The following is a 20,068-nucleotide window of genomic DNA, read 5'->3' as shown; positions in this document are numbered from 1 at the left end:
CCCTCAGGGGACAGATGTCCGTCACATCGATAGGGGGTGCTAGGGGCAGGCCAGGGGCGTGCCGCACCCCTGGTCACAAACCGCGTCCGGCCAGCCACTCGTGCACGGTCCCGGCCAGCTCGGGACCCCGCTCGCCGACCATGGTGAAGTGGTCGCCGGCCGCGTCCACCGCCTCGTGCGGGTACGGCCACCGCGACCGCCAGCCGTCGGGCTCACCCGCCCACTCCCCCAGCGGTTGGCTGGCCCGCACCAGCAGGGTCGCCGCGTCCATCGGCGCGGGCTGCCAGTCCAGGAACAGCGGCAGGTAGCCGGCCCAGGCCGTGGTCCGGTAGTCGTCCATCGGGGTGTACGCGCTGTCCCGCTCGACCATCCCGTCGAGCAGCTGCGACGTCCAGCCGCCGAGCACCTCGCTGTTCGCCGGGTAGGTGTCCATCAGCACCACCGCGGCCGGCACGCGGCCCTGGCGTTCCAGCTCCCGGGCGAGCACGTTGGCCACCATCGCTCCTCCGGAGTGCCCGGCCAGCACGAACGGGCCGTCGCCGACGGTGCGCAACACGGTGTCGGCGTGCACCCGCAGCAGCGCGGGCAGGTCGGCGGGGAGTTCCTCGCCGACGCCGAAACCGGGGTTGGGCAGCGCCCACACGTCCCGCCGGCCACGGAAGCCGGCCGCGACGCGGGCGTACTCGTGCGGGCCGGAGAGCAGCGACATGGTGCAGCAGCAGACGACCGGGGTGCCGGGGCCCTCCGCCAGCCGGAGGATGCCGGCCGGGCGGGTCAGCTGCGCCGGCTCGGTGAAGGCGGGCCGGAACTGGGCGAGCTTGACCAGCAGCTCGGCGTAGCCGGCCGCGTCCTCCCGCGCCTTCGGCTGGCGGAACAGGCCGCCGAGAATGCCGCCCGCTCCCTCCGGGGTGCCCTCGGCGGAGCCGCCGCCCGGGTCGCCGGCCGCGTCCGCGCCGAGGATCTGGCCGAGCAGGTGCCGGGCCAGCGCTGCCGGGGTGGGATGGTCGAACAGCAGGGTGGCCGACAACTCGGCGCCGGTGTCCTGCCGCAGCGCGTCGCGCAGTTCCAGCGCGGTCAGCGAATCGAAGCCCAGCTCCAGGAAGTCCCGGTCGGCCTCGATCGCCCCGGGCGAGGCGTGCCCGAGCACGGTGGCCACGTGCGCCCGGACCAGGTCCAGCAGGATGCGGTGCCGGTCGGCGGCGACGCTGCCGGCCAGCCGGTCGCGCAGCGCCCGGGCCGGGTCGGCCGGCTCGCCGCCGTCGCGCCCGTCCGGGTCGGCGGCCGCCTCGGGCACGCCGCGCAGCAGCGCGCTGGGGCGTACCACGGTGAAGGCCGGCACGAACGTGGGCCAGTCGACGTCGGCGACGGCGACCTCGTCGTCACCGCGCCCGAGCGCCTGCTGCACCGCGGCGACGGCCAGGTCGGCGTCGAGCGGCCGGATCCCCCGGCGACGCAGCGGGGCCGGCTCGGCGACCTCGTCGGCCCAGGGCACCCAGGCGAGCACGGTCGCCGGCCGACCGACGGCCCGACGGCGGGCGGCCAGCGCCGCCAGGCCGGCGCCGGTGGCGGCGGCGACGGCCGCGCCACCGCTGCCCCAGGTGGCGGCGGTGGAGGTGAAGACGACGAACTCGTCGACCGGGCGGTCGGTGACGGCGGCGTCCAGCGCCGCCACGGCGGTGACCCGCTCGGCGACGGCGGCGGCCAGCCCGGCCGGGTCGGTCGCGGTGACCGGGTCACCGGCCCCGCCGGAGTCGGCGACGTGCACCACCGTGCGCACCGGCGTTCCGGCGGCGGCGAGCCGGTCCAGTGCCCCGGGCAGCGCGGCGGGGTCGTCGACCACGGTGACCTCGACGGACAGGTCGGCGGGGGCGTCGGGTCCGACCAGCAGCAGGTGGGGCGCGCCGCAGTCGGCCAGCCAGCGCAGCAGGTGCGGGGCGCGCACGGCCGCCGTCCCGTGCACCAGCACCGCACCCCGGGGTCGCCAGTCCTCGTCGGAGGCCGGACCGGTGGGGGCCCGCTCCAGCCGACGGGCGTACACCCCGCCGGCACGCACGGCGAGCTGGTCCTCGCCGCCGCCGACCGCGACGGCGCGGGCCAGCGCGGCGTACGCGGTGTCGTCCGGGTCGGCCGGCAGGTCCACCAGGCCTCCCCAGAGCCGCGGCGTCTCGAGCGCCAGCACCCGCCCGAGCCCCCAGACGGACGCCCCGGCGACGTCCGGCGCGGCGTCGTCGGCGTCGACGGCGACGGCACCGCGGGTCACGCACCAGACCGGCGCGGTGGACCCGGCGTCGGCGAGGGCCCGGATCAGGGCGGCGGTGCCGGCCAGCGGGCCCGAGGCCCAGGCCGCGACGTCCCCGACCGGCCCGTCGACCTCGACGTCGTGCGGGGCGGACACGTTCGCGGCGAGCAGCGAGACCACCAGGGCCGGAGGCGGGCCGGCGACGGCGGCGGGCAGGTCGTCCGGCGCGACGGGCACCGGGGACAGGCCGGTGGCGGCCAGCGCGGCCAGCAGCGCATCGGTGACGGTGCCCGGATCGGCGACGACCAGGCAGGGACCGGCCGGCGCGACGACGGGCGGCAGGTCGACGCGGGTCCAGGTGCTCCGGTACCGCAGCGCGTCCAACTCGTCGCGGCGACGCCGTCGTCCCCGGTACGCGGCGAGGGCGGGCAGCAGGTCGACGAGGGCGTCGCGCCGCTCGGCGTCGACACCGAGGACTGCGGCCAGGGCGGCCGGCTCGTCGGTCTCCACGGCAGCCCAGAACTCCCCGTCGGCGGCGTCGGCCACCGGCCGGGGGTCGAGGTCGAGCACCACCGGCTCGGGCCAGTACCGCTCGTGGTGGAAGGCGTAGGTGGGCAGCTCGACCCGGGCGGCGTCGGTACCGGCGAAGAGGGCGGCCCAGTCGACGCCGGCCCCGCGCAGGTCGACGGCGGCGAGGGCGGCGAGCAGGGTGGCGGCCTCCGGCTGGTCGCGGCGGCCGACCGGGACGAAGGCCGCCGGGTCGGCGTCGGGCAGGCACTCCCGGGCCAGCGCGGTGAGCGCGCCGTCCGGCCCCAGTTCCAGGAACGTGCCGGCCCCGGCGGCGGCGAGGGTGGCCATCCCGTCGTGGAAGCGGACCGTGTCGCGGACGTGGTCGACCCAGTATCCGGGGTCGGTGGCCTCGGCGGCGGTGAGCACGGCGCCGGTGCGGTCGGAGACCAGCGGCAGCGTCGGCGGGTGCCAGCTGACCTTCTCCGCGACGACCCGGAAGTCGGCCAGCACCGCGTCCATCCGGGCGGAGTGGAAGGCGTGGCTGACCCGTAGCCGGCGCACCTGCCGGCCCTGGGCGGTGAGCCGTTCCCCGGCCGCCAGCACCGCGTCGGTGTCGCCGGAGAGCACCACCGACGCCGGCCCGTTCACCGCGGCCAGCGCCACCCCGTCGCCGAGCAGCGGGGTCACCTCGGCCTCGGTGGCGCGTACCGCCAGCATCGCCCCGCCCTCGGGCAGGGCCTGCATGAGCCGGCCCCGGGCGGCCACCAGGGCGGCGGCGTCGGCCAGCGACAGCACCCCGGCGACGTGCGCGGCGGCCAGTTCGCCGATGGAGTGGCCGAGCAACTGCTGTGGACGCAGGCCCCACGCGGTGACCAGCCGGTACGCGGCCACCTCGTACGCGAACAACGCCGGCTGGGTGAACTCGGTGCGGTCCAGCAGGGCCGCCTGCGGCGTGCCGGCCGCGGCGAAGACCACCTCGCGCAGCGGGCGGGCCAGGTGCCGGTCGAGTTCGGCGGCCACCTCGTCGAAGGCGGCGGCGAACACCGGGAACCGGCGGTGCAGTTCGGCGCCCATGCCGGGGCGCTGCGCGCCCTGGCCGGTGAAGAGGAAGGCGAGCTTGCCGGCGGGGCGGGCCACCCCGCGCACCACGTGCGGGTTCGCGGCGTCCTCGGCGACGGCCCGCAGGCCGGCGCGCAGCGCGTCGGCGTCGTCGCCGGTCACCACGGCCCGGTGCGGCAGCGCCGCCCGGGTCGTGACCAGCGAGTACGCCACGTCGGCCGGACGCAGGTCGGGGTGGGCGGTCAGGTGCGCCAGCAGTCGGCGGGCCTGACCGGCCAGGGCCGGCGCGGAGCGGGCGGAGACGATCCACGGCGCCGGTGGGGCGGGCGCGCCGGCCGGCCGGGCGGGCCCGGCGTCGGCGGGGTCGGCCTGCTCGACGATGGTGTGCGCGTTGGTGCCGCTGACGCCGAACGCGGACACCCCGGCCCGGCGTGGCCGGCCGGTCTCCGGCCAGGGCGTGGCGCCGGTCAGCAGGGTCACCGCCCCGGCGGACCAGTCGACGTGCGGGGTGGGCTCGTCGACGTGCAGGGTGGGCGGCAGCACCCCGTGCCGCATCGCCAGAACCATCTTGATCACCCCGGCCACGCCGGCGGCGGCCTGGGTGTGCCCGATGTTCGACTTGACCGATCCGAGCAGCAGCGGCCGGTCCGCCGGCCGCTGCCGGCCGTACGTGGCCAGCAGCGCCTGCGCCTCGATCGGGTCGCCGAGGGTGGTGCCGGTGCCGTGCGCCTCGACCACGTCGATCTCGTCGGCGCTCAGTCCGGCGTTCGCCAGGGCCTGGGTGATGACCCGGCGCTGGGAGGGGCCGTTCGGGGCGGTGAGCCCACTGCTCGCCCCGTCCTGGTTGACCGCGCTGCCGCGGACCACGGCGAGGACCGGGTGGCCGTTGCGGCGGGCGTCGGAGAGCCGCTCCACGAGCAGCATGCCGACCCCCTCCGACCAGCCGGTGCCGTCGGCGGCGGCGGCGAACGACTTGCACCGCCCGTCGGTGGCCAGACCACGCTGGCGGGAGAACTCGACGAAGACCGTCGGGGTCGCCATCACCGACACCCCGCCGGCCAGCGCGAGGGTGCACTCGCCGAGCCGCAGCGCCTGGCAGGCCAGGTGCAGCGCGACCAGCGACGACGAGCAGGCGGTGTCCACGGTGACCGCCGGCCCCTCCAGGCCCAGCGCGTACGAGATCCGACCGCTGGCCACGGCGGCGGCGCTGCCGGTGCCGAGGTAGCCCTCGACGCCGCCGCCGACCCCGGTGAGCAGGGCCGCGTAGTCGCCCTGGCTGCTGGTGGCCGCGTACACCCCGGTGGGCGCGCCGCGCAACGTGGTCGGGTCGATCCCGGCCCGCTCGAACGCCTCCCAGGCCGTCTCCAGCAGCAGCCGCTGCTGCGGGTCCATGGCCAGCGCCTCGCGGGGGCTGATGCCGAAGAACGCGGGGTCGAAGTCCCCGGCATCGTGCAGGAACCCGCCCTCCCGCACGTACGAGGTGCCCCGGCTGGCCGGGTCGGTGTCGTAGAGCGCGTCGAGGTTCCAGCCCCGGTCGTCCGGGAACGGGGCCATCGCGTCCCCGCCCGCGGCGATGAGGTCCCACAGCTGCTCCGGCGAGCGGACCCCGCCGGGGAAGCGGCAGCTCATCCCGATGATCGCCACCGGTTCGGTGAGGGTGGCGGCGAGCTGCTGGTTCTGCTGCCGCAGTTTCTGGTTGTCGAGCAGGGACGCGCGCAGCGCGCTGACGACCTCGTCCAGTGAGACGCTCATCGGGGGCTCCTTGCGGCCGGCCGGGTCACGAGTCGGTGCCTTCGAGGGCCATCCGGACCAGGCCGGCGACGTCGAGTTCGCTGATCTCCGCCTCCGGCGCCGTGGTCGCGACGGCGGCCACCGGTGGGGTGGCCGGGCCGGTGACCGTGCCGGCCAGCTGGAGCAGCTGGTCGAGCAGGCCGGCCTGGCGCAGCTGGTCCAGCGGGATCGCGGCGAGGACCCGGCGGACCTGCTCCTCGTCGCCGTCGGCGACGTCGGCGTCGCCGAAGAGCTCCGTGTACAGGTGGTCGGCGAGACCGGCCGGGGTCGGGTAGTCGAAGACGACCGTGGTGGGCAGCTCGTGCCCGGTCGCCGCGGTGAGCAGGTTGCGCAGCTCCACGGCGGTCAGCGAGTCGAAGCCGAGGTCGAGGAAGCCCCGGTCGGTCTCGATCGCGTCGCCGGAGGAGTGCCCGAGCACCTTCGCCGCGTCCACCCGGACCATCTCCAGCACCGCGGCCCGCCGCTCCTCGCCGGGCAGCGCCCGCAGCCCGGCCAGCAGGTCCCGACCGGCCGGCGCGGACGGCTCCGGCGCCGCGACGGGGGCGGTCAGCGCCCGCACGGCCGGCAGGTCGGCCAGCAGCGGGCTGGGCCGCAGCGCGGTGAACAGCTGGTGGAAGGTGGCCCAGTCCACGTCGGCGACGGTGACGCAGGTGTCCTGAGCGGCGACGGCGTGCCGCAGTCCGGCCATCGCCACGCCCGGCGGCATCACCCGCAGGCCCCGGCGGCGCAGTTGCTCCGGCGCGCCGTCGGTGAACATGCCCGACTCGGTCCACGGCCCCCAGGCCACCGAGGTGGCCGGCAGACCCCGGCCGCGCCGCCACTGCGCGAACGCGTCCAGGTAGGCGTTGCCGGCGGCGTACGCGCCCTGCCCGCCGCTGCCCCACACCGCCGCGATCGACGAGAAGAGCACGAACGCGTCCAGCTCGACGCCGTCGAGCAGCTCGTCGAGCAGCTCCGCGCCGACCAGCTTCGGGGCGACGACGTACGCCAGGTCCTCCAGCGTCGTCTCGGCCAGCGGCACGACCTCGCTGACCCCGGCGGCGTGCACCACCGCACGCAGCGGCGGGCCCTCCCGTCGCAGCTCGGTGACCAGGTCGGCCATGGCGGCCCGGTCTGCGGCGTCGCACCGGGCGACGTGGCAGTCCACCCCGAGGGCGGTCAGCTCGGCCAGCAGCTCCGCCGCGCCGGGGGTGTCGGCGCCGCGCCGGCTGGTGAGCACCACCCGCTCGGCGCCGGCGCCGGCCACCCAGCGGGCGACATGCCCGCCGAGCGCCCCGGCCCCGCCGGTGATCAGCACGGTGCCCCGGGGCTGCCACGGCTCGGGCTCCCCGGTGGTCACGGCGGGGGCGAGCCGCCGGACCAGCACGCCGGACTCCCGGACGGCGACCTGGTCCTCCGCGCCGTCGCCGGTGACGACGCCACCGAGGCGCATCGCCGTCCAGCTCTCGATCGTGGCGGGCAGGTCGACCAGGCCGGCCCAGCGGGTGGGCTGCTCCAGGGCGGCCACCCGGCCCAGGCCCCAGAGCGCCGCCTGCCGGGGGTTGACCGGGGCGTCGTCCTCGTCGACGCCGACCGCGCCCTGGGTGACGCACCACAACCGGGCCGCCGCGTCGAGGTCGGCGAGTTCCTGCAGCAGCCGTACGGTCGCCGCGAGGCCCCGGGGCAGCGCCGGATGGTCGGCGTGCGGGGCGTCGTCCAGGCCGAGGAAGGACAGGATCGACAGTGGGCCGTCGCCCGCGTCCAGTGCCTCGCCGAGCACGTCGGCGAGTTGCCCGCCGAGCTCGTCGGGGTCGGCGGTGGTGTCGACCGGCACGGTGGTGACGTCCGTGCCGAGGGTCCAGGTGCAGGAGTCCAGGTCGGGGTCGTCGGCCCGGTCGGCGGGCAGCAGCACCAGCCAGCGGCCGGGCTCCTGGGCCGCCGGGGTGGCGGCGAGCGGTTCCCAGATCTCCCGGTACCGGCTGGCGTCCACCAGCGACCGTTCCCGGCCACGCCGCCGCCACGCGGACAGGGCCGGCAGCACCGTACCGAACGGCTGGTCGCGGTCCACCTCCAGCTCGTGCACGAGGGAGTCGAAGTCCTCGGCCTCGACGGCCGCCCAGAACCGGCGCTCGACCTCGGTGCGGTCGTCCTCGGCGGGGAGGGTGGCCCAGACCGGCGGCTCCGGCCAGTACCGCTGCCGGTCGAACACGTACGTGGGCAGGTCGACGCGCTGGGCCCCGGTGCCCTCGTACAGGGCGGACCAGTCCGGGCTGACGCCGTGCGTGTGCAGGGCGGCGACGGCCCGCAGCAGGGTGGCCGGCTCCGGCCGCTCGCGGCGCAGGGTGGGCACCACCAGCGGGGGCCGGGCACCGGCCGGGGCACCGTCGGCGAGGACGGCCTGGGCGAGGGCGGTGAGCACGCCGTCCGGGCCGATCTCGACGTACCCGGTGCAGCCCTGCTCGCGCAGGGCCGCGACGGCGTCGGCGAAGCGCACGGCGTCGCGGGCGTGGCGTACCCAGTACGTCGGGGCGCCGAGGTCGGCGGCGTCGACCGGCCCGCCGGTGACGGTGGAGACCATCGGCACGTCCGGGTCCCGGTGCTCGAGCCGGCCGGCGACGGCGGCGAGGTCGTCGAGGACCGGGTCCATCAGCGGACTGTGGAAGGCGTGGCTGACGGTCAGCCGCCGGACCCGCACGCCGCGGGCGGTCCACTCGGCGGCCAGTTCCTCGACGGCGTCGCCGGCTCCGGAGAGCACGACGGCGGTGGGGCCGTTGACGGCGGCGACGGAGACCCGGTCGGCCCGGTCGCCGAGCGAGGCGACGACGTCGGCCTCGGTCGCGGCGACGGCGAGCATCGCCCCGCCGTCGGGCAGGGCCTGCATGAGCCGGCCCCGGGCGGCGACCAGTTCGGCGGCGTCGGCCAGGGAGAGCATCCCGGCGGCGTGGGCGGCGGCGAACTCGCCGATGGAGTGCCCGGCGACGGCGTCGGGGCGCACCCCCCACGCCTGCAGCAACCGGAACAGCGCCACCTCGACGGCGAAGAGCGCGGGCTGGGTGAACTCGGTGCGGTCCAGCAGGGCGGCGTCGTCGGTGCCGGGCTCGGCGAAGAGCACCGGCTTCAGCGGGCGGGGCAGGTGCGCATCGAGGGCGGCGCAGACCTCGTCGAGGGCGGCGGCGAAGGCGGGGAACGCCCCGGCCAGCTCGCGGCCCATCCCGGCCCGCTGCGCGCCCTGCCCGGAGAACAGGTACGCCACCTTCGGGCGGGAGGCGACGGTGCCGGTGACCACCAGCGGCGAGTCCTCACCCGCGCCGAGGGCGCGCAGCCCGGTGCGCAGCGCGATCCGGTCGGTGGCGAGGACGACGGCGCGGTGCTCCAGGGCGGCCCGGGACACCACGGAGGACCAGCCGACGTCGACGGTCGGCGGAGCCTCCGGTCCGGTGAGCTGGTCGGCCCACGGGCCGGCCTGGGCGGCCAGCGCCGTCGCGGTACGCGCCGACAGCAGCACCGGCACCACCGGCAGCCGGCCCGGGTCCCCCGCCGGTGCGGCCGGCGCGGGCTCGTCGGGAGCCTGCTCCAGGATGGTGTGCGCGTTGGTGCCGCTGATCCCGAACGACGACACGGCGGCCCGGCGGGGACGCCCGGTCACCGGCCAGGGCCGGCCCTCGGTGAGCAGCTCGACCGCGCCGACGCTCCAGTCCACCTGGTCGGTCGGCTCGTCGACGTGCAGGGTCGGCGGGAGGTAGCCGTAGCGCAGGGCCAGGACCATCTTGATGATCCCGGCGACCCCGGCGGCGGCCTGGGTGTGGCCGATGTTGGACTTGACCGAGCCGAGCAGCAGCGGCGCGCCGTCCGCCCGGTCCTGTCCGTACGTGGCGAGCAGCGCCTGCGCCTCGATCGGGTCGCCGAGCCGGGTGCCGGTGCCGTGCGCCTCGACGGCGTCCACGTCGGCGGCGGTGAGGCCGGCGTTGGCGAGCGCCTGCCGGATCACCCGCTGCTGGGCGGGACCGTTGGGGGCGGTGAGGCCGTTGGACGCGCCGTCCTGGTTGAGGGCGCTGCCCCGGACCACGGCGAGTACGGGGTGGCCGTTGCGGCGGGCGTCGGAGAGCCGTTCGACAAGCAGCACACCGAGGCCCTCGCCCCAGCTCGTGCCGTCGGCGGCGGACGCGAACGCCTTGACCCGGCTGTCCGGGGCCAGCCCTCGCTGCCGGCTGAAGCCGACGAACACCCCGGGGGTGGACATCACGGTGACGCCGCCGACGAGGGCGAGGGAGCACTCCGCCCGGCGCAGCGCCTGGCAGGCCCAGTGCAGCGCCACCAGCGACGAGGAGCAGGCGGTGTCCACCGACACGGCGGGCCCTTCCAGCCCGAGCGTGTACGACACCCGACCGGAGAGCACGCTGCCGGCGTTGCCGGTCATCAGGTGCCCCTCGGCGCCTTCGGCGCTGAACATGAGGTTGCGGTAGTCCTGGTAGTTGGTGCCGACGAAGACACCGGTGGGGCTGCCGCGCAGCGCCTGCGGGTCGATTCCGGCCCGCTCGATCGCCTCCCAGGACGCCTCCAGCAGCAGCCGCTGCTGCGGGTCCATGGCCAGGGCCTCGCGCGGGCTGATGCCGAAGAAGCCGGGGTCGAAGTCGGCGACTCCGGTGACGAAGCCACCCTCCCGGGCGTAGCTGGTGCCCTCGTGCTCCGGGTCGGAGTCGAAGAGCCGGTCGAGGTCCCAGCCCCGGTCGGTGGGGAACTCACCCATTGCGTCGCCGCCGGCGGCGAGCAGCTGCCACAGCTGCTCCGGGTTGTCCGCGCCGCCGGGCAGGCGGCAGCTCATCGCGACGATGGCGATCGGCTCGTCGTCGACGACGGCGGGGGCCGGGGCGGGGGCGGCCGTGTCCGGGGCGGCGCCGGTGAGCAGTTCACCGAGGTGCGCGGCGAGCACCGTCGGGTTCGGGTAGTCGAACGCGAGGGTCGCCGGCAGCCGCAGGTCGGTGGCGGTGGCCAGGAAGTTGCGCATGTCCACGGCGGTGAGCGAGTCCAGCCCGAGGTCGCGGAACGGCCGGTCGGCCGGGACGTCGTCGGCCGCGCCGTAGCCGAGCGCGGTCGCCGCGCACTGGCGGACCAGCTCCAGCAGCGTCGCGGAGCGTTCCGCCGGGGAGAGCCCGACGAGCCGGCGGGCCAGCGCGGACGGAGTGTCCGCCTCCTGCTCGGCGGCCTCCTCGGCGACCTGACGGGCGGCCTCGCGTACCTCGGCGAGGTCGGCGAGGAGTGGGCTGGGCCGGACCAGGGTGAACGCGGGGGCGAACCGGGCCCAGTCGATGTCCGCGATCAGCGTGGTGGCCTCGCCCCGGCGCAGCGCCCGGGCGAGGGCCTCGACGGCCAGGTCCGGGTCCATGCCGACCATGCCGCCGCGGCGCAGCCGCTGCTGGGCGCGCTCGTTGTCGGCGGGCAGCCCGGCCCCGCGCCACGCGCCCCACGCCACGGACAGCGCCGGCAGGCCCTCGGCCCGGCGGCGCTCGGCGAGGGCGTCGAGGAAGGCGTTCGCCGCCCCGTACGCGCCCTGGCCGGCGTTGCCGGTGGTGCCGGCGACCGAGGAGAACAGCACGAAGGCGTCGAGGTCGAGGTCACGGGTCAGCTCGTCCAGGTGGACGGCGGCGGCGCACTTGGGGGCGGCGACGGTGTGCAGGCGCTGCGCGGTGGCGGTGTCCACGATGCCGTCGTCGAGGACGGCGGCGGTGTGCAGCACGGCGGTCACCGGCGCGTCGTCGGGCGCGGCGGCGAGCAGGGCGGCGACCTGCGTACGGTCAGTGACGTCGCAGCGCGCCACGGTGACCCGTACGCCGAGGTCGGTCAGCTCCGCCTCCAGCTCGGCGGCGCCGGGGGCGTCCGGGCCGCGCCGGCTGGCCAGCAGTACGTGCGCCGCGCCACGGCGGGCCGCCCAGCGGGCCAGGTGCCCGCCGAGGCCACCGGTGCCGCCGGTGATCAGGACGGTGCCGCGCATCCGCCAGCCGTCGTCGCCCTCGTCGTCGGACGGGGTCGGCTCGGGGTCGGTGATCCGGGTGAGCCGGCGGGCGTGGACGCCGGACTCTCGGACGGCGAGCTGGTCCTCGCCGCCGGTGTCGCCGAGCGCCGCGCAGAGCCGCATGCCGGTCCACGGGTCGAGGGTGTCGGGCAGGTCGACCAGGCCGCCCCAGCGGGCGGGGTGTTCCAGGGCGACGGCCCGGCCGAGGCCCCAGACCGCGGCGGCGGTCGGGGTGGGCGGCGGGTCCCCGGCGTCGACGGCGACAGCCCGCCGGGTGGCGCACCACAGCGGCGCCTCGACGCCGAGCGTGCCGAGTGCCTGCACGAGCAGGACGGTCCCGGTGACGCCGAGCGAGGTGGCCGGGTGGTCGGGGTGCGCCCGCTCGTCCAGGCCGAGCAGCGACAGCACCGTGGCGGGTCCGCCGTCGGCGGGGAGCGCGGCGCGCAGCAGCTCGGCCAGGGTCGCCGGGTCGGCCGTCGGGTCCATCTCGACGGGTACGACGTCCGCGCCGACGCTGCCGAGCGCGTCGAGCACCTCGGCGACCAGCGAGTCGTCGGCCAGGCCGGCGGGGACCGGGACCAGCCAGGTCCCGTCGAGTCCGTTCAGCGGCAGGTCGGGCAGGGCCGGCCAGGTGATCCGGTAGCGCCACCGGTCGATGTCCGGCTCGTCGTCGCCCTGGGTGAGGAACAGCGGCGGGGCGGGCCAGTACCGGTGGTGGTCGAAGGCGTAGGTGGGCAGGTCGACGGTCGGCGTGCGGGTCAGGACCGTGCTGAGGTCGACGGGCAGGCCGATGGTGTGCGCGGTGGCCAGGTTGGTCAACAACCGGGTCGCGTCGTCGTCACCCCGACGCAGACTGCCCAACGTGTGCCCGCTGGTGTCGGTGTCATCCAGGATCGCCGTCACCGGCATGGTGAGCACCGGGTGCGGGCTGATCTCCACGAACGTGGTGTGCCCGGCGGCGATCGCGGTGCGGACGGCCGCATCGAACTGCACGGTCTGACGCAGGTTGTCATACCAGTAGTCCGCGTTCATCGTGCCCGGATCCACCCAGTCCCCCGTCAGGGTGGAGACCAACCGGGTATGGCCCGACTGCGGAGTCACATCCGCCAGATCAGAGCGGAGCTGCTCGGCGACCTCCTGCACCGCCGCCGAATGCGAGGCATAGTCCACCGGGATCAGACGGGCGCGGATCCCGTCGGCCTGACAGGCCTCGACCAGATCCGCCACCGGCTGCGGCGGACCCGACACCACCACCGTCGACGGACCATTCACCGCCGCCACGCCGACACCGGCAAACGCCGACAACCGCTCAGTCACGGCGTCAACGGCAAGGTCGATCGAGGCCATCGTGCCGGTACCGCGCAGCACCGCCAACGCCCGCGACCGCAACGCCACCGTCTTCGCCGCGTCATCGAGGGTGAGGATCCCCGCCACGCAGGCAGCGCCGATCTCACCCTGCGAGTGACCGATCACCGCCTGCGGGGTCACACCAACGTGCCGCCAAACAGCGGCGAGAGCGACGCCGACGGCCCACAGGACCGGCTGCACCACCTCGACCCGCTCCAACCACGACTCGTCATCGCCGGTGAGCACCGAGACAAGATCCACGTCGAGGTACGGGGCGAGGGCCTGCTGACACTCGGCCAGCTTGGCGTCGAACACCGGAGTCCGACCGATCAGACCGGCCGCCATCCGCGCCGACTGCGCACCCTGACCCGGGAACACGAACACCGGACCGGCACCCTGCGCCGCAGCGACACCGGACACCACATTGCCCGCCGGCAGACCCGCCGCGACAGCGTCCAGGCCCGACAGCAACTCCTCCACGCTGGACCCAACCACCACCGCCCGCTGGTCGAACGCCGACCGCGTGGTCGCCAACGACCACCCGACCGCAGCCGGATCCACCTCGGCCTGCCCGCGCACATACACCGCCAGCCGAGCGGCCTGACCGGCAAGCGCACCCTTCGACCGCGCCGACACCGACCACACCGACACCGCCGCGTCGACCAGCCCCGGGGACCGCACCTCAGTCGGGGCGTCGTCGGGCTCCACCGGCTGCTCGATGATGACGTGGGCGTTGGTGCCGGAGATGCCGAAGGAAGAGACGGCGGCCCGCCGGGGACGTCCCGTCTCCGGCCACGGCCGCGCCTCGGTGGCCAGTTCCACCGCCCCGGCCGACCAGTCGATGTGCGGCGACGGCTCGTCCACGTGCAGCGTCGCCGGGACGACGCCCTCCCGCATGGCGAGCACCACCTTGATCACGCCGGCGACCCCGGCGGCGGCCTGGGCGTGGCCGATGTTCGACTTGATCGAGCCGAGCAGCAGCGGCTCGTGGCCGTCCCGGTCCTGCCCGTACGTGGCCAGCAGCGCCTGCGCCTCGATCGGGTCGCCCAGCGTCGTACCGGTCCCGTGCGCCTCGACCACGTCCACGTCCACCGTGGACAGCCGGGCCGAGGCGAGCGCCTGGCTGATGACGCGGCGCTGGGACGGACCGTTCGGGGCGGTCAGCCCGTTGGACGCGCCGTCCTGGTTGACGGCGGAGCCGCGTACCACGGCCAGGACCCGGTGGCCGTTGCGGCGGGCGTCGCTGAGTCGCTCGACGAGCAGCCAGCCGACGCCCTCGGAGAACCCGGCGCCGTCGGCGGCGGCGGCGAACGACCTGCACCGCCCGTCCGGCGAGAGGGCACGCTGCCGGCTCGACCCGATGTACAGCCCGGGGGTGGCCATCACGGTCACCCCACCGGCCAGGGCCAGGTCGCACTCCCCCGCCCGCAACGCCTGCACCGCCAGGTGCAACGCCACCAGCGACGAGGAGCAGGCCGTGTCGATGGACACCGCCGGCCCCTCCAGGCCGAGGGTGTACGACACCCGGCCCGACGCGACGGCCGCCGCGCCGCCGGTCATCGAGTGCCCCTCGTCGCCGTCCGGCGACATCATCAGCAGGGTGCCGTAGTCCTGCCCGTTGGTGCCGACGAACACCCCGGTCCGGCTGCCGCGCAGGGACGCCGGGTCGATGCCGGCGGCCTCGACCGCCTCCCAGGACGTCTCCAGCAGCAGCCGCTGCTGCGGGTCCATGGTCAGCGCCTCGCGGGGCGAGATGCCGAAGAACGCGGGGTCGAAGTCACCGGCCCCGTCGACGAATCCGCCCTCGCGGGCGTACGAGGTGCCGGGGTGGTCGGGGTCGGGGTGGTAGAGCCGCTCCAGGTCCCAACCCCGGTCGTCGGGGAACGGGGCGACGGCGTCGCGCCCGTCGCGCAGCAGCTCCCACAGGTCTCCCGGGTTGCGTACCCCGCCGGGCAGCCGGCAGCTCATCGCCACGATCGCGACCGGCTCCAGTTCCTGGGACTGCGCCTCGCTGAGCCGGCGGCGGGTGTCGTGGAGATCCGCCATGACCCGCTTGAGGTAGTCGCGGAGCTTGTCTTCATTGGCCATCAAAGTGCCGCTTCCTCGGGAGGGACGGGTGAGAGCCGGAGCGGGGTCAGGAGATGCCGAGGTCCTTGTCCACCATCGCGAACAACTCGTCGTCGGTGGCGTCGTCGAGGTGCCGGCCGATGGCGGCACCGCCGCTGTCCTGGCCGAGCCGGGAGAGCATCGCCTGCAGGCGTACGGTGGCCCGCACCCGCGCCGCCTCGTCCCGGGCCACCACGTCGAGGCTGTCGGCGATCCGGTCCAGGTCGTCGAGGAGGACCGTCGGCGTGACCACGTCGTCGTGGGCGACCTCGGCGAAGAGGTACTCCGCCAGGGTCGTCGGGGTCGGGTAGTCGAAGACCAGGGTGACGGGCAGGGCCACGCCGGTGGCCGAGCCGAGCCGGTTACGCAGCTCGACGGCGGTGACCGAGTCGAAGCCCAGTTCCCGGAACGCCCGGTGCTCGTCCACCGACTCGGCGGACGGGTAGTTGAGCACGGCGGCGACCTGGCCGCGGACGAGGCCGAGCAGCACGGCGAGCCGCTCGGCGGCGGGCAGCCCGGCCAGCCGCTCCTGCAACGTGTCCGGGCTGTCACCGGCGTCCGGGGCGGCGACCCGCTCGGTGGCGCGCAGCCGGCGGACGTCCGGCAGGTCGCTGATCAGCGGCCCGGGCCGGGTGGCGGTGAAGGCGACGTGGAACCTCTCCCAGGCGATGTCGGCGATGGTGAGGAACGCCTCGCCGTGGTCGACCGCCTGGTGCAGGGCGGTGATCGCCGCCTCGGGGGCCATCTCGGGTACGCCGTGGCGGTGCAGCAGCTCACCGAGGGGACCGTCCGCCATGCCGCCGCCGGCCCAGGCGCCCCAGGCGATGGAGGTGGCGGGCAGGCCGAGGCCGCGCCGGTGCTGGGCGAGCGCGTCGAGGAAGGCGTTGCTGGGGGCGTAGTTGCCGACACCGGAGCTGGCCACGCTGCCGGCGAAGGACGAGAACATGACGAACGCGGAGAGGTCCAGGTCGAGGGTCAGCTCGTGCAGGTGGTACGCGACGTCGACCTTGGCCTGGAGGACCCGTTCGATCTGCTCCAGCCGGATGTCGTTGATCATCGCGTCGTCGAGCACGGCGCAGGCGTGCACGACCGTGGTGAGCGGGTACTCGGCGGGGATCGCGTCGATCAGCTCGGCCAGGGCGTCCCGGTCGGAGGCGTCGCAGGCGACGACGGTGGCCTGCGCGCCCAGTTCGGTGAGCTCGTCGACGAGCTGCTGCGCGCCGGGGGCGGCCATGCCGCGCCGGCTGACGATGACGATGTTCTCCACCCCGCTGCGGGCCAGCCAGCGGGCGGCGTGCCCGCCGAGCGCGCCGGTGCCGCCGGTGACCAGCGCGGTGCCGAAGGGCTCCCACGGGTGCGCGGGCTGGCTGTCGCCGAGCGGTACCCGGGTGAGCCGGCGGGCCAGCAGGCCGCCGGGGCGTACCGCGATCTGGTCCTCCTCGCCGGCGGCGGTGAGGGCCGCGACCAGCAGGTCGGCGCAGCGCTCGTCGACGGCCTCGGGCAGGTCGACCAGGCCGCCCCAGCGCTGCGGGTGCTCCAGCGCGGCGACCCGGCCGAAGCCCCAGACGAGCGACTGGATCGGGGAGCGGAGCAGGTCGCTGCGGCCGACGGAGGCGGCGCCGGAGGTGACGCTCCACATCGGCGCGTGCAGTCCGACGTCGCCGAGGGCCTGGAAGAGCGCGACGGTGGCGGCGAAGCCCCCGGGCACGGACGGGTGCAGCGGGTGGACCAGTTCGTCGAAGGCGAGCAGGGACACCACGCCGGTCACCTCGGTGACCTCGTCGCCGTGGCCGGGCGCGGTGGCGACAGCTTCGCGCAGCAGCTTGCCGAGCAGCTCCCGGTCGGCGTCGGTGGTGGAGACGGGCACCGGGACGACGGTGGCGCCGGCGGCGGCGATCGCCGCCACGGCGGCGTCCTGCCAGGGCTCGACGATGTCGCCGGTCGGCATGACCACGAGCCAGGTGCCGCTCATGCCCCGGTTGGCCACCCCGGTGAGCGGCTTCCAGGTGTCCTGGTAGCGCCACCGGTCGATGTCGGACTGCCGGCGACGCTGCCGGCGCCACGAGGTGAGCAGCGGCAGCGCGGGGGCCAGCACGTCGAGGGCCCGGTCGGCTGGGGTGTCCTCGGTGGCGACGGTCTCGGCGAGGGCGGTCAGGTCGCCGCGTTCCACGGCGGCCCAGAAGGAGGCGTCGGTGGGTTCGGCCGCGGCCTGGAGCAGCGTCTCCAAATCGACGCCGCCGCTGCCGTCCAGCCAGAACCGCTGGTGGTCGAAGGCGTAGGTGGGCAGCGGCACGGTGTCGGTCGCGGCGAGCACGGCCGTGAGATCGACGGGCAGGCCGAGGGTGTGGGCGGTGGCCAGGTTGGTCAGCAGCCGGGTCGGGTCGTCGTCACCCCGGCGCAGGCTGCCCAGGGTGTGGCCGGAGATCCCGGCGTCGTCCAGGATCCCGGTCACCGGCATGGTCAGCACCGGGTGCGGGCTGATCTCGACGAACGTGCTGTGCCCGGCGGCGATCGCGGTACGGACGGCGGCGTCGAACTGCACGGTCCGGCGCAGGTTGTCGTACCAGTAGTCGGCGGTCATCGTGGCCGGGTCGACCCAGTCACCGGTCAGCGTGGAGACGAGCCGGACGTGGCCGTTCTGCGGGGTCACGCCGGCCAGGTCCGCGCGGAGCTGTTCGGCGACCTCCTGCACGGCGGCGGAGTGCGAGGCGTAGTCCACCGGGATCAGCCGGGCGCGGATCCCGTCGGCCTGGCAGGCGTCGACCAGGTCGGCCACCGGCTGCGGCGGCCCGGACACGACCACGGTCGACGGGCCGTTGACGGCGGCGACGCCCACGCCCTCGAAGGCGGGCAGCCGCTCGGCGACCGCGTCGGCGGGCAGGTCGATCGAGGCCATCGTGCCGGTGCCGCGCAGCACCGCCAGGGCCCGCGACCGCAGGGCCACCGTCTTCGCCGCGTCCTCCACGGTCAGGATCCCGGCGACGCAGGCCGCGCCGATCTCGCCCTGCGAGTGGCCGATCACCGCGTCCGGCACGACGCCGGCCGACCGCCAGACGGCCGCCAGGGCGACGCCGACGGCCCACAGCACCGGCTGCACGACCTCGACCCGTTCCAGCCACGACTCGTCGTCACCGGTGAGCACCGAGACGAGATCCACATCCAGGTACGGCGCGAGCGCCTGCTGGCACTCGGCCAGCTTCGCGTCGAACACCGGAGTCCGGCCGACCAGCCCGGCGGCCATCCGCGCCGACTGGGCGCCCTGGCCCGGGAAGACGAAGACGGGTCCGGCGGACGAGCCGGTGACCGTGCCGGTGACGAGGTTGCCGGCCGGGATGCCGGCGGCCAGGGCGTCCAGCCCGGCCAGCAGGTCCTCGGTGGTCCCACCCACCACGGCCGCCCGCTGGTCGAACGTCGACCGGGTGGTGGCCAGCGACCAGCCCACCGCCGCCGGCTCGACGTCGCCGTGCCCGCGCACGTGCCGGGCGAGCCGGTCGGCCTGCTGGGCGAGCGCGGCCTTCGACCGCGCCGACACCGGCCACACCGTCACGTCCGCGTCGACCAGGCCGGGCCGGTCGGTGGTCTCGACGGTGGCCTCGGGGACCTCCTCCCCGTCGACGGTCTCCGGGGCGGCGGTGCGCGGCTGGTACTCCTCCAGGATCACGTGGGCGTTGGTGCCGCTGACCCCGAACGAGGAGACGCCGCCGCGGCGGGGACGCCCAAGTTCCGGCCACGGCCGGGTCTCGGTGAGCAGGGACACCGCCCCCGCGGTCCAGTCCACGTGCGGGGAGGGCTCGTCGATGTGCAGGGTCTCCGGCATCACGCCGTTGCGCAGCGCCATCACCATCTTGACCAGGCCGGCGACGCCGGCGGCGCTCTGGGTGTGGCCGATGTTCGACTTCACCGAGCCGAGCCAGAGCGGCTGGTCGGCGGGCCGGTCCTGCCCGTACGTGGCGATCAGCGCCTGCGCCTCGATCGGGTCGCCGAGGGTGGTGCCGGTGCCGTGCGCCTCGACCATGTCGACGTCGGCGGTGCCGAGCCGGGCGTTGGCGAGGGCCTGCCGGATGACCCGCTGCTGGGAGGGGCCGTTCGGGGCGGTGAGCCCGTTGGACGCGCCGTCCTGGTTGAGGGCGCTGCCCCGGATGACGGCGAGGATCGGGTGGCCGTTGCGTTCGGCGTCGGCGAGCCGTTCGACGACGAGCACACCGCCGCCCTCGCCCCAGCCGGTGCCGTCCGCGCCGGCCGCGAACGCCTTGCACCGGCCGTCGACGGACATGCCGCGCTGCCGGGAGAAGACGACGAAGACACCGGGGGTGGCCATGACGGTGACGCCACCGGCGATCGCCAGGTCGCACTCGCCGCGGCGCAGCGCGTTCACCGCCAGGTGCAGCGCCACCAGCGAGGACGAGCAGGCGGTGTCGACGGTGACGGCCGGGCCGTTGAGGCCGAGGGTGAACGAGATCCGCCCGGACGCCACGCTGGTGGTGTTACCGGTGCCGAGGTACATGTCGACGCCCTCGGGCACGTGCGGCAGACCCATGCCGTAGTTGGAGGTGCTCAGCCCGACGAAGACGCCGGTGGAGCTGCCGCGCAGCGACAGCGGGTCGATGCCGGCCCGCTCGATGGCCTCCCAGGACGTCTCCAGCAGCAGCCGCTGCTGCGGGTCCATCGCCAGGGCCTCACGCGGCGAGATGCCGAACAGGGTCGGGTCGAACGCCCCGGCGTCGTCGAGGAACCCGCCGACGCGGGTGTAGCTCTTGCCCGGCTTGTTGGGGTCCGGGTCATAGAGCGACTCCAGGTCCCAGCCCCGGTCGGCCGGGAACTCGGTGAGGGCGTCGCGGCCGTCGGCGACGAGGTCCCACAGGTCCTCCGGGGACCGGACGCCGCCGGGGAAGCGGCAGCTCATCGAGACGATCGCGAGGGGTTCCTGGTCGCGCGCCTCGACGGTCTGCAGCTTGCGCCTGGTGTCGTGCAGGTCGGCGGTCACCCGCTTGAGGAAGTACCGCAGCTTGTCGTCGCTCATCGGGTCG

Annotated in this window: 2 protein-coding genes and 1 pseudogene; all 3 read right to left on the bottom strand. The window is 75.8% G+C overall.

Annotation, left to right across the window (positions count from 1 at the left end):
• Positions 1–73: 73 nt before the first annotated feature.
• A pseudogene (locus tag GA0070560_RS17120) lies at positions 74–5,560 on the bottom strand (type I polyketide synthase); the annotation flags it as partial.
• Between the two features lie 25 nt (positions 5,561–5,585).
• On the bottom strand, positions 5,586–15,023 hold the full coding sequence (locus GA0070560_RS17115) for a type I polyketide synthase (RefSeq protein WP_091298294.1): 9,438 nt from the start codon (positions 15,021–15,023) through the stop codon (positions 5,586–5,588).
• A 46-nt stretch (positions 15,024–15,069) separates the two neighbouring features.
• Complete coding sequence (locus GA0070560_RS17110) at positions 15,070–20,061, bottom strand: type I polyketide synthase (protein WP_091298291.1); 4,992 nt, start codon at positions 20,059–20,061, stop codon at positions 15,070–15,072.
• Between the last annotated feature and the right edge of the window lie 7 nt (positions 20,062–20,068).

The organism is Micromonospora halophytica (genome assembly GCF_900090245.1).
GTDB classification, from domain to species: domain Bacteria; phylum Actinomycetota; class Actinomycetes; order Mycobacteriales; family Micromonosporaceae; genus Micromonospora; species Micromonospora halophytica.
The sequence above is the reverse complement of the archived record's forward strand: the minus strand, read 5'-3'. Positions and strand labels throughout refer to the sequence as shown.

Coding starts and splice junctions, on each gene's coding strand:
- GA0070560_RS17115 (WP_091298294.1), bottom strand. CDS start 15,023: ATGGCCAATGAAGACAAGCTCCGCGACTACCTCAAGCGGGTCATGGCG.
- GA0070560_RS17110 (WP_091298291.1), bottom strand. CDS start 20,061: ATGAGCGACGACAAGCTGCGGTACTTCCTCAAGCGGGTGACCGCCGAC.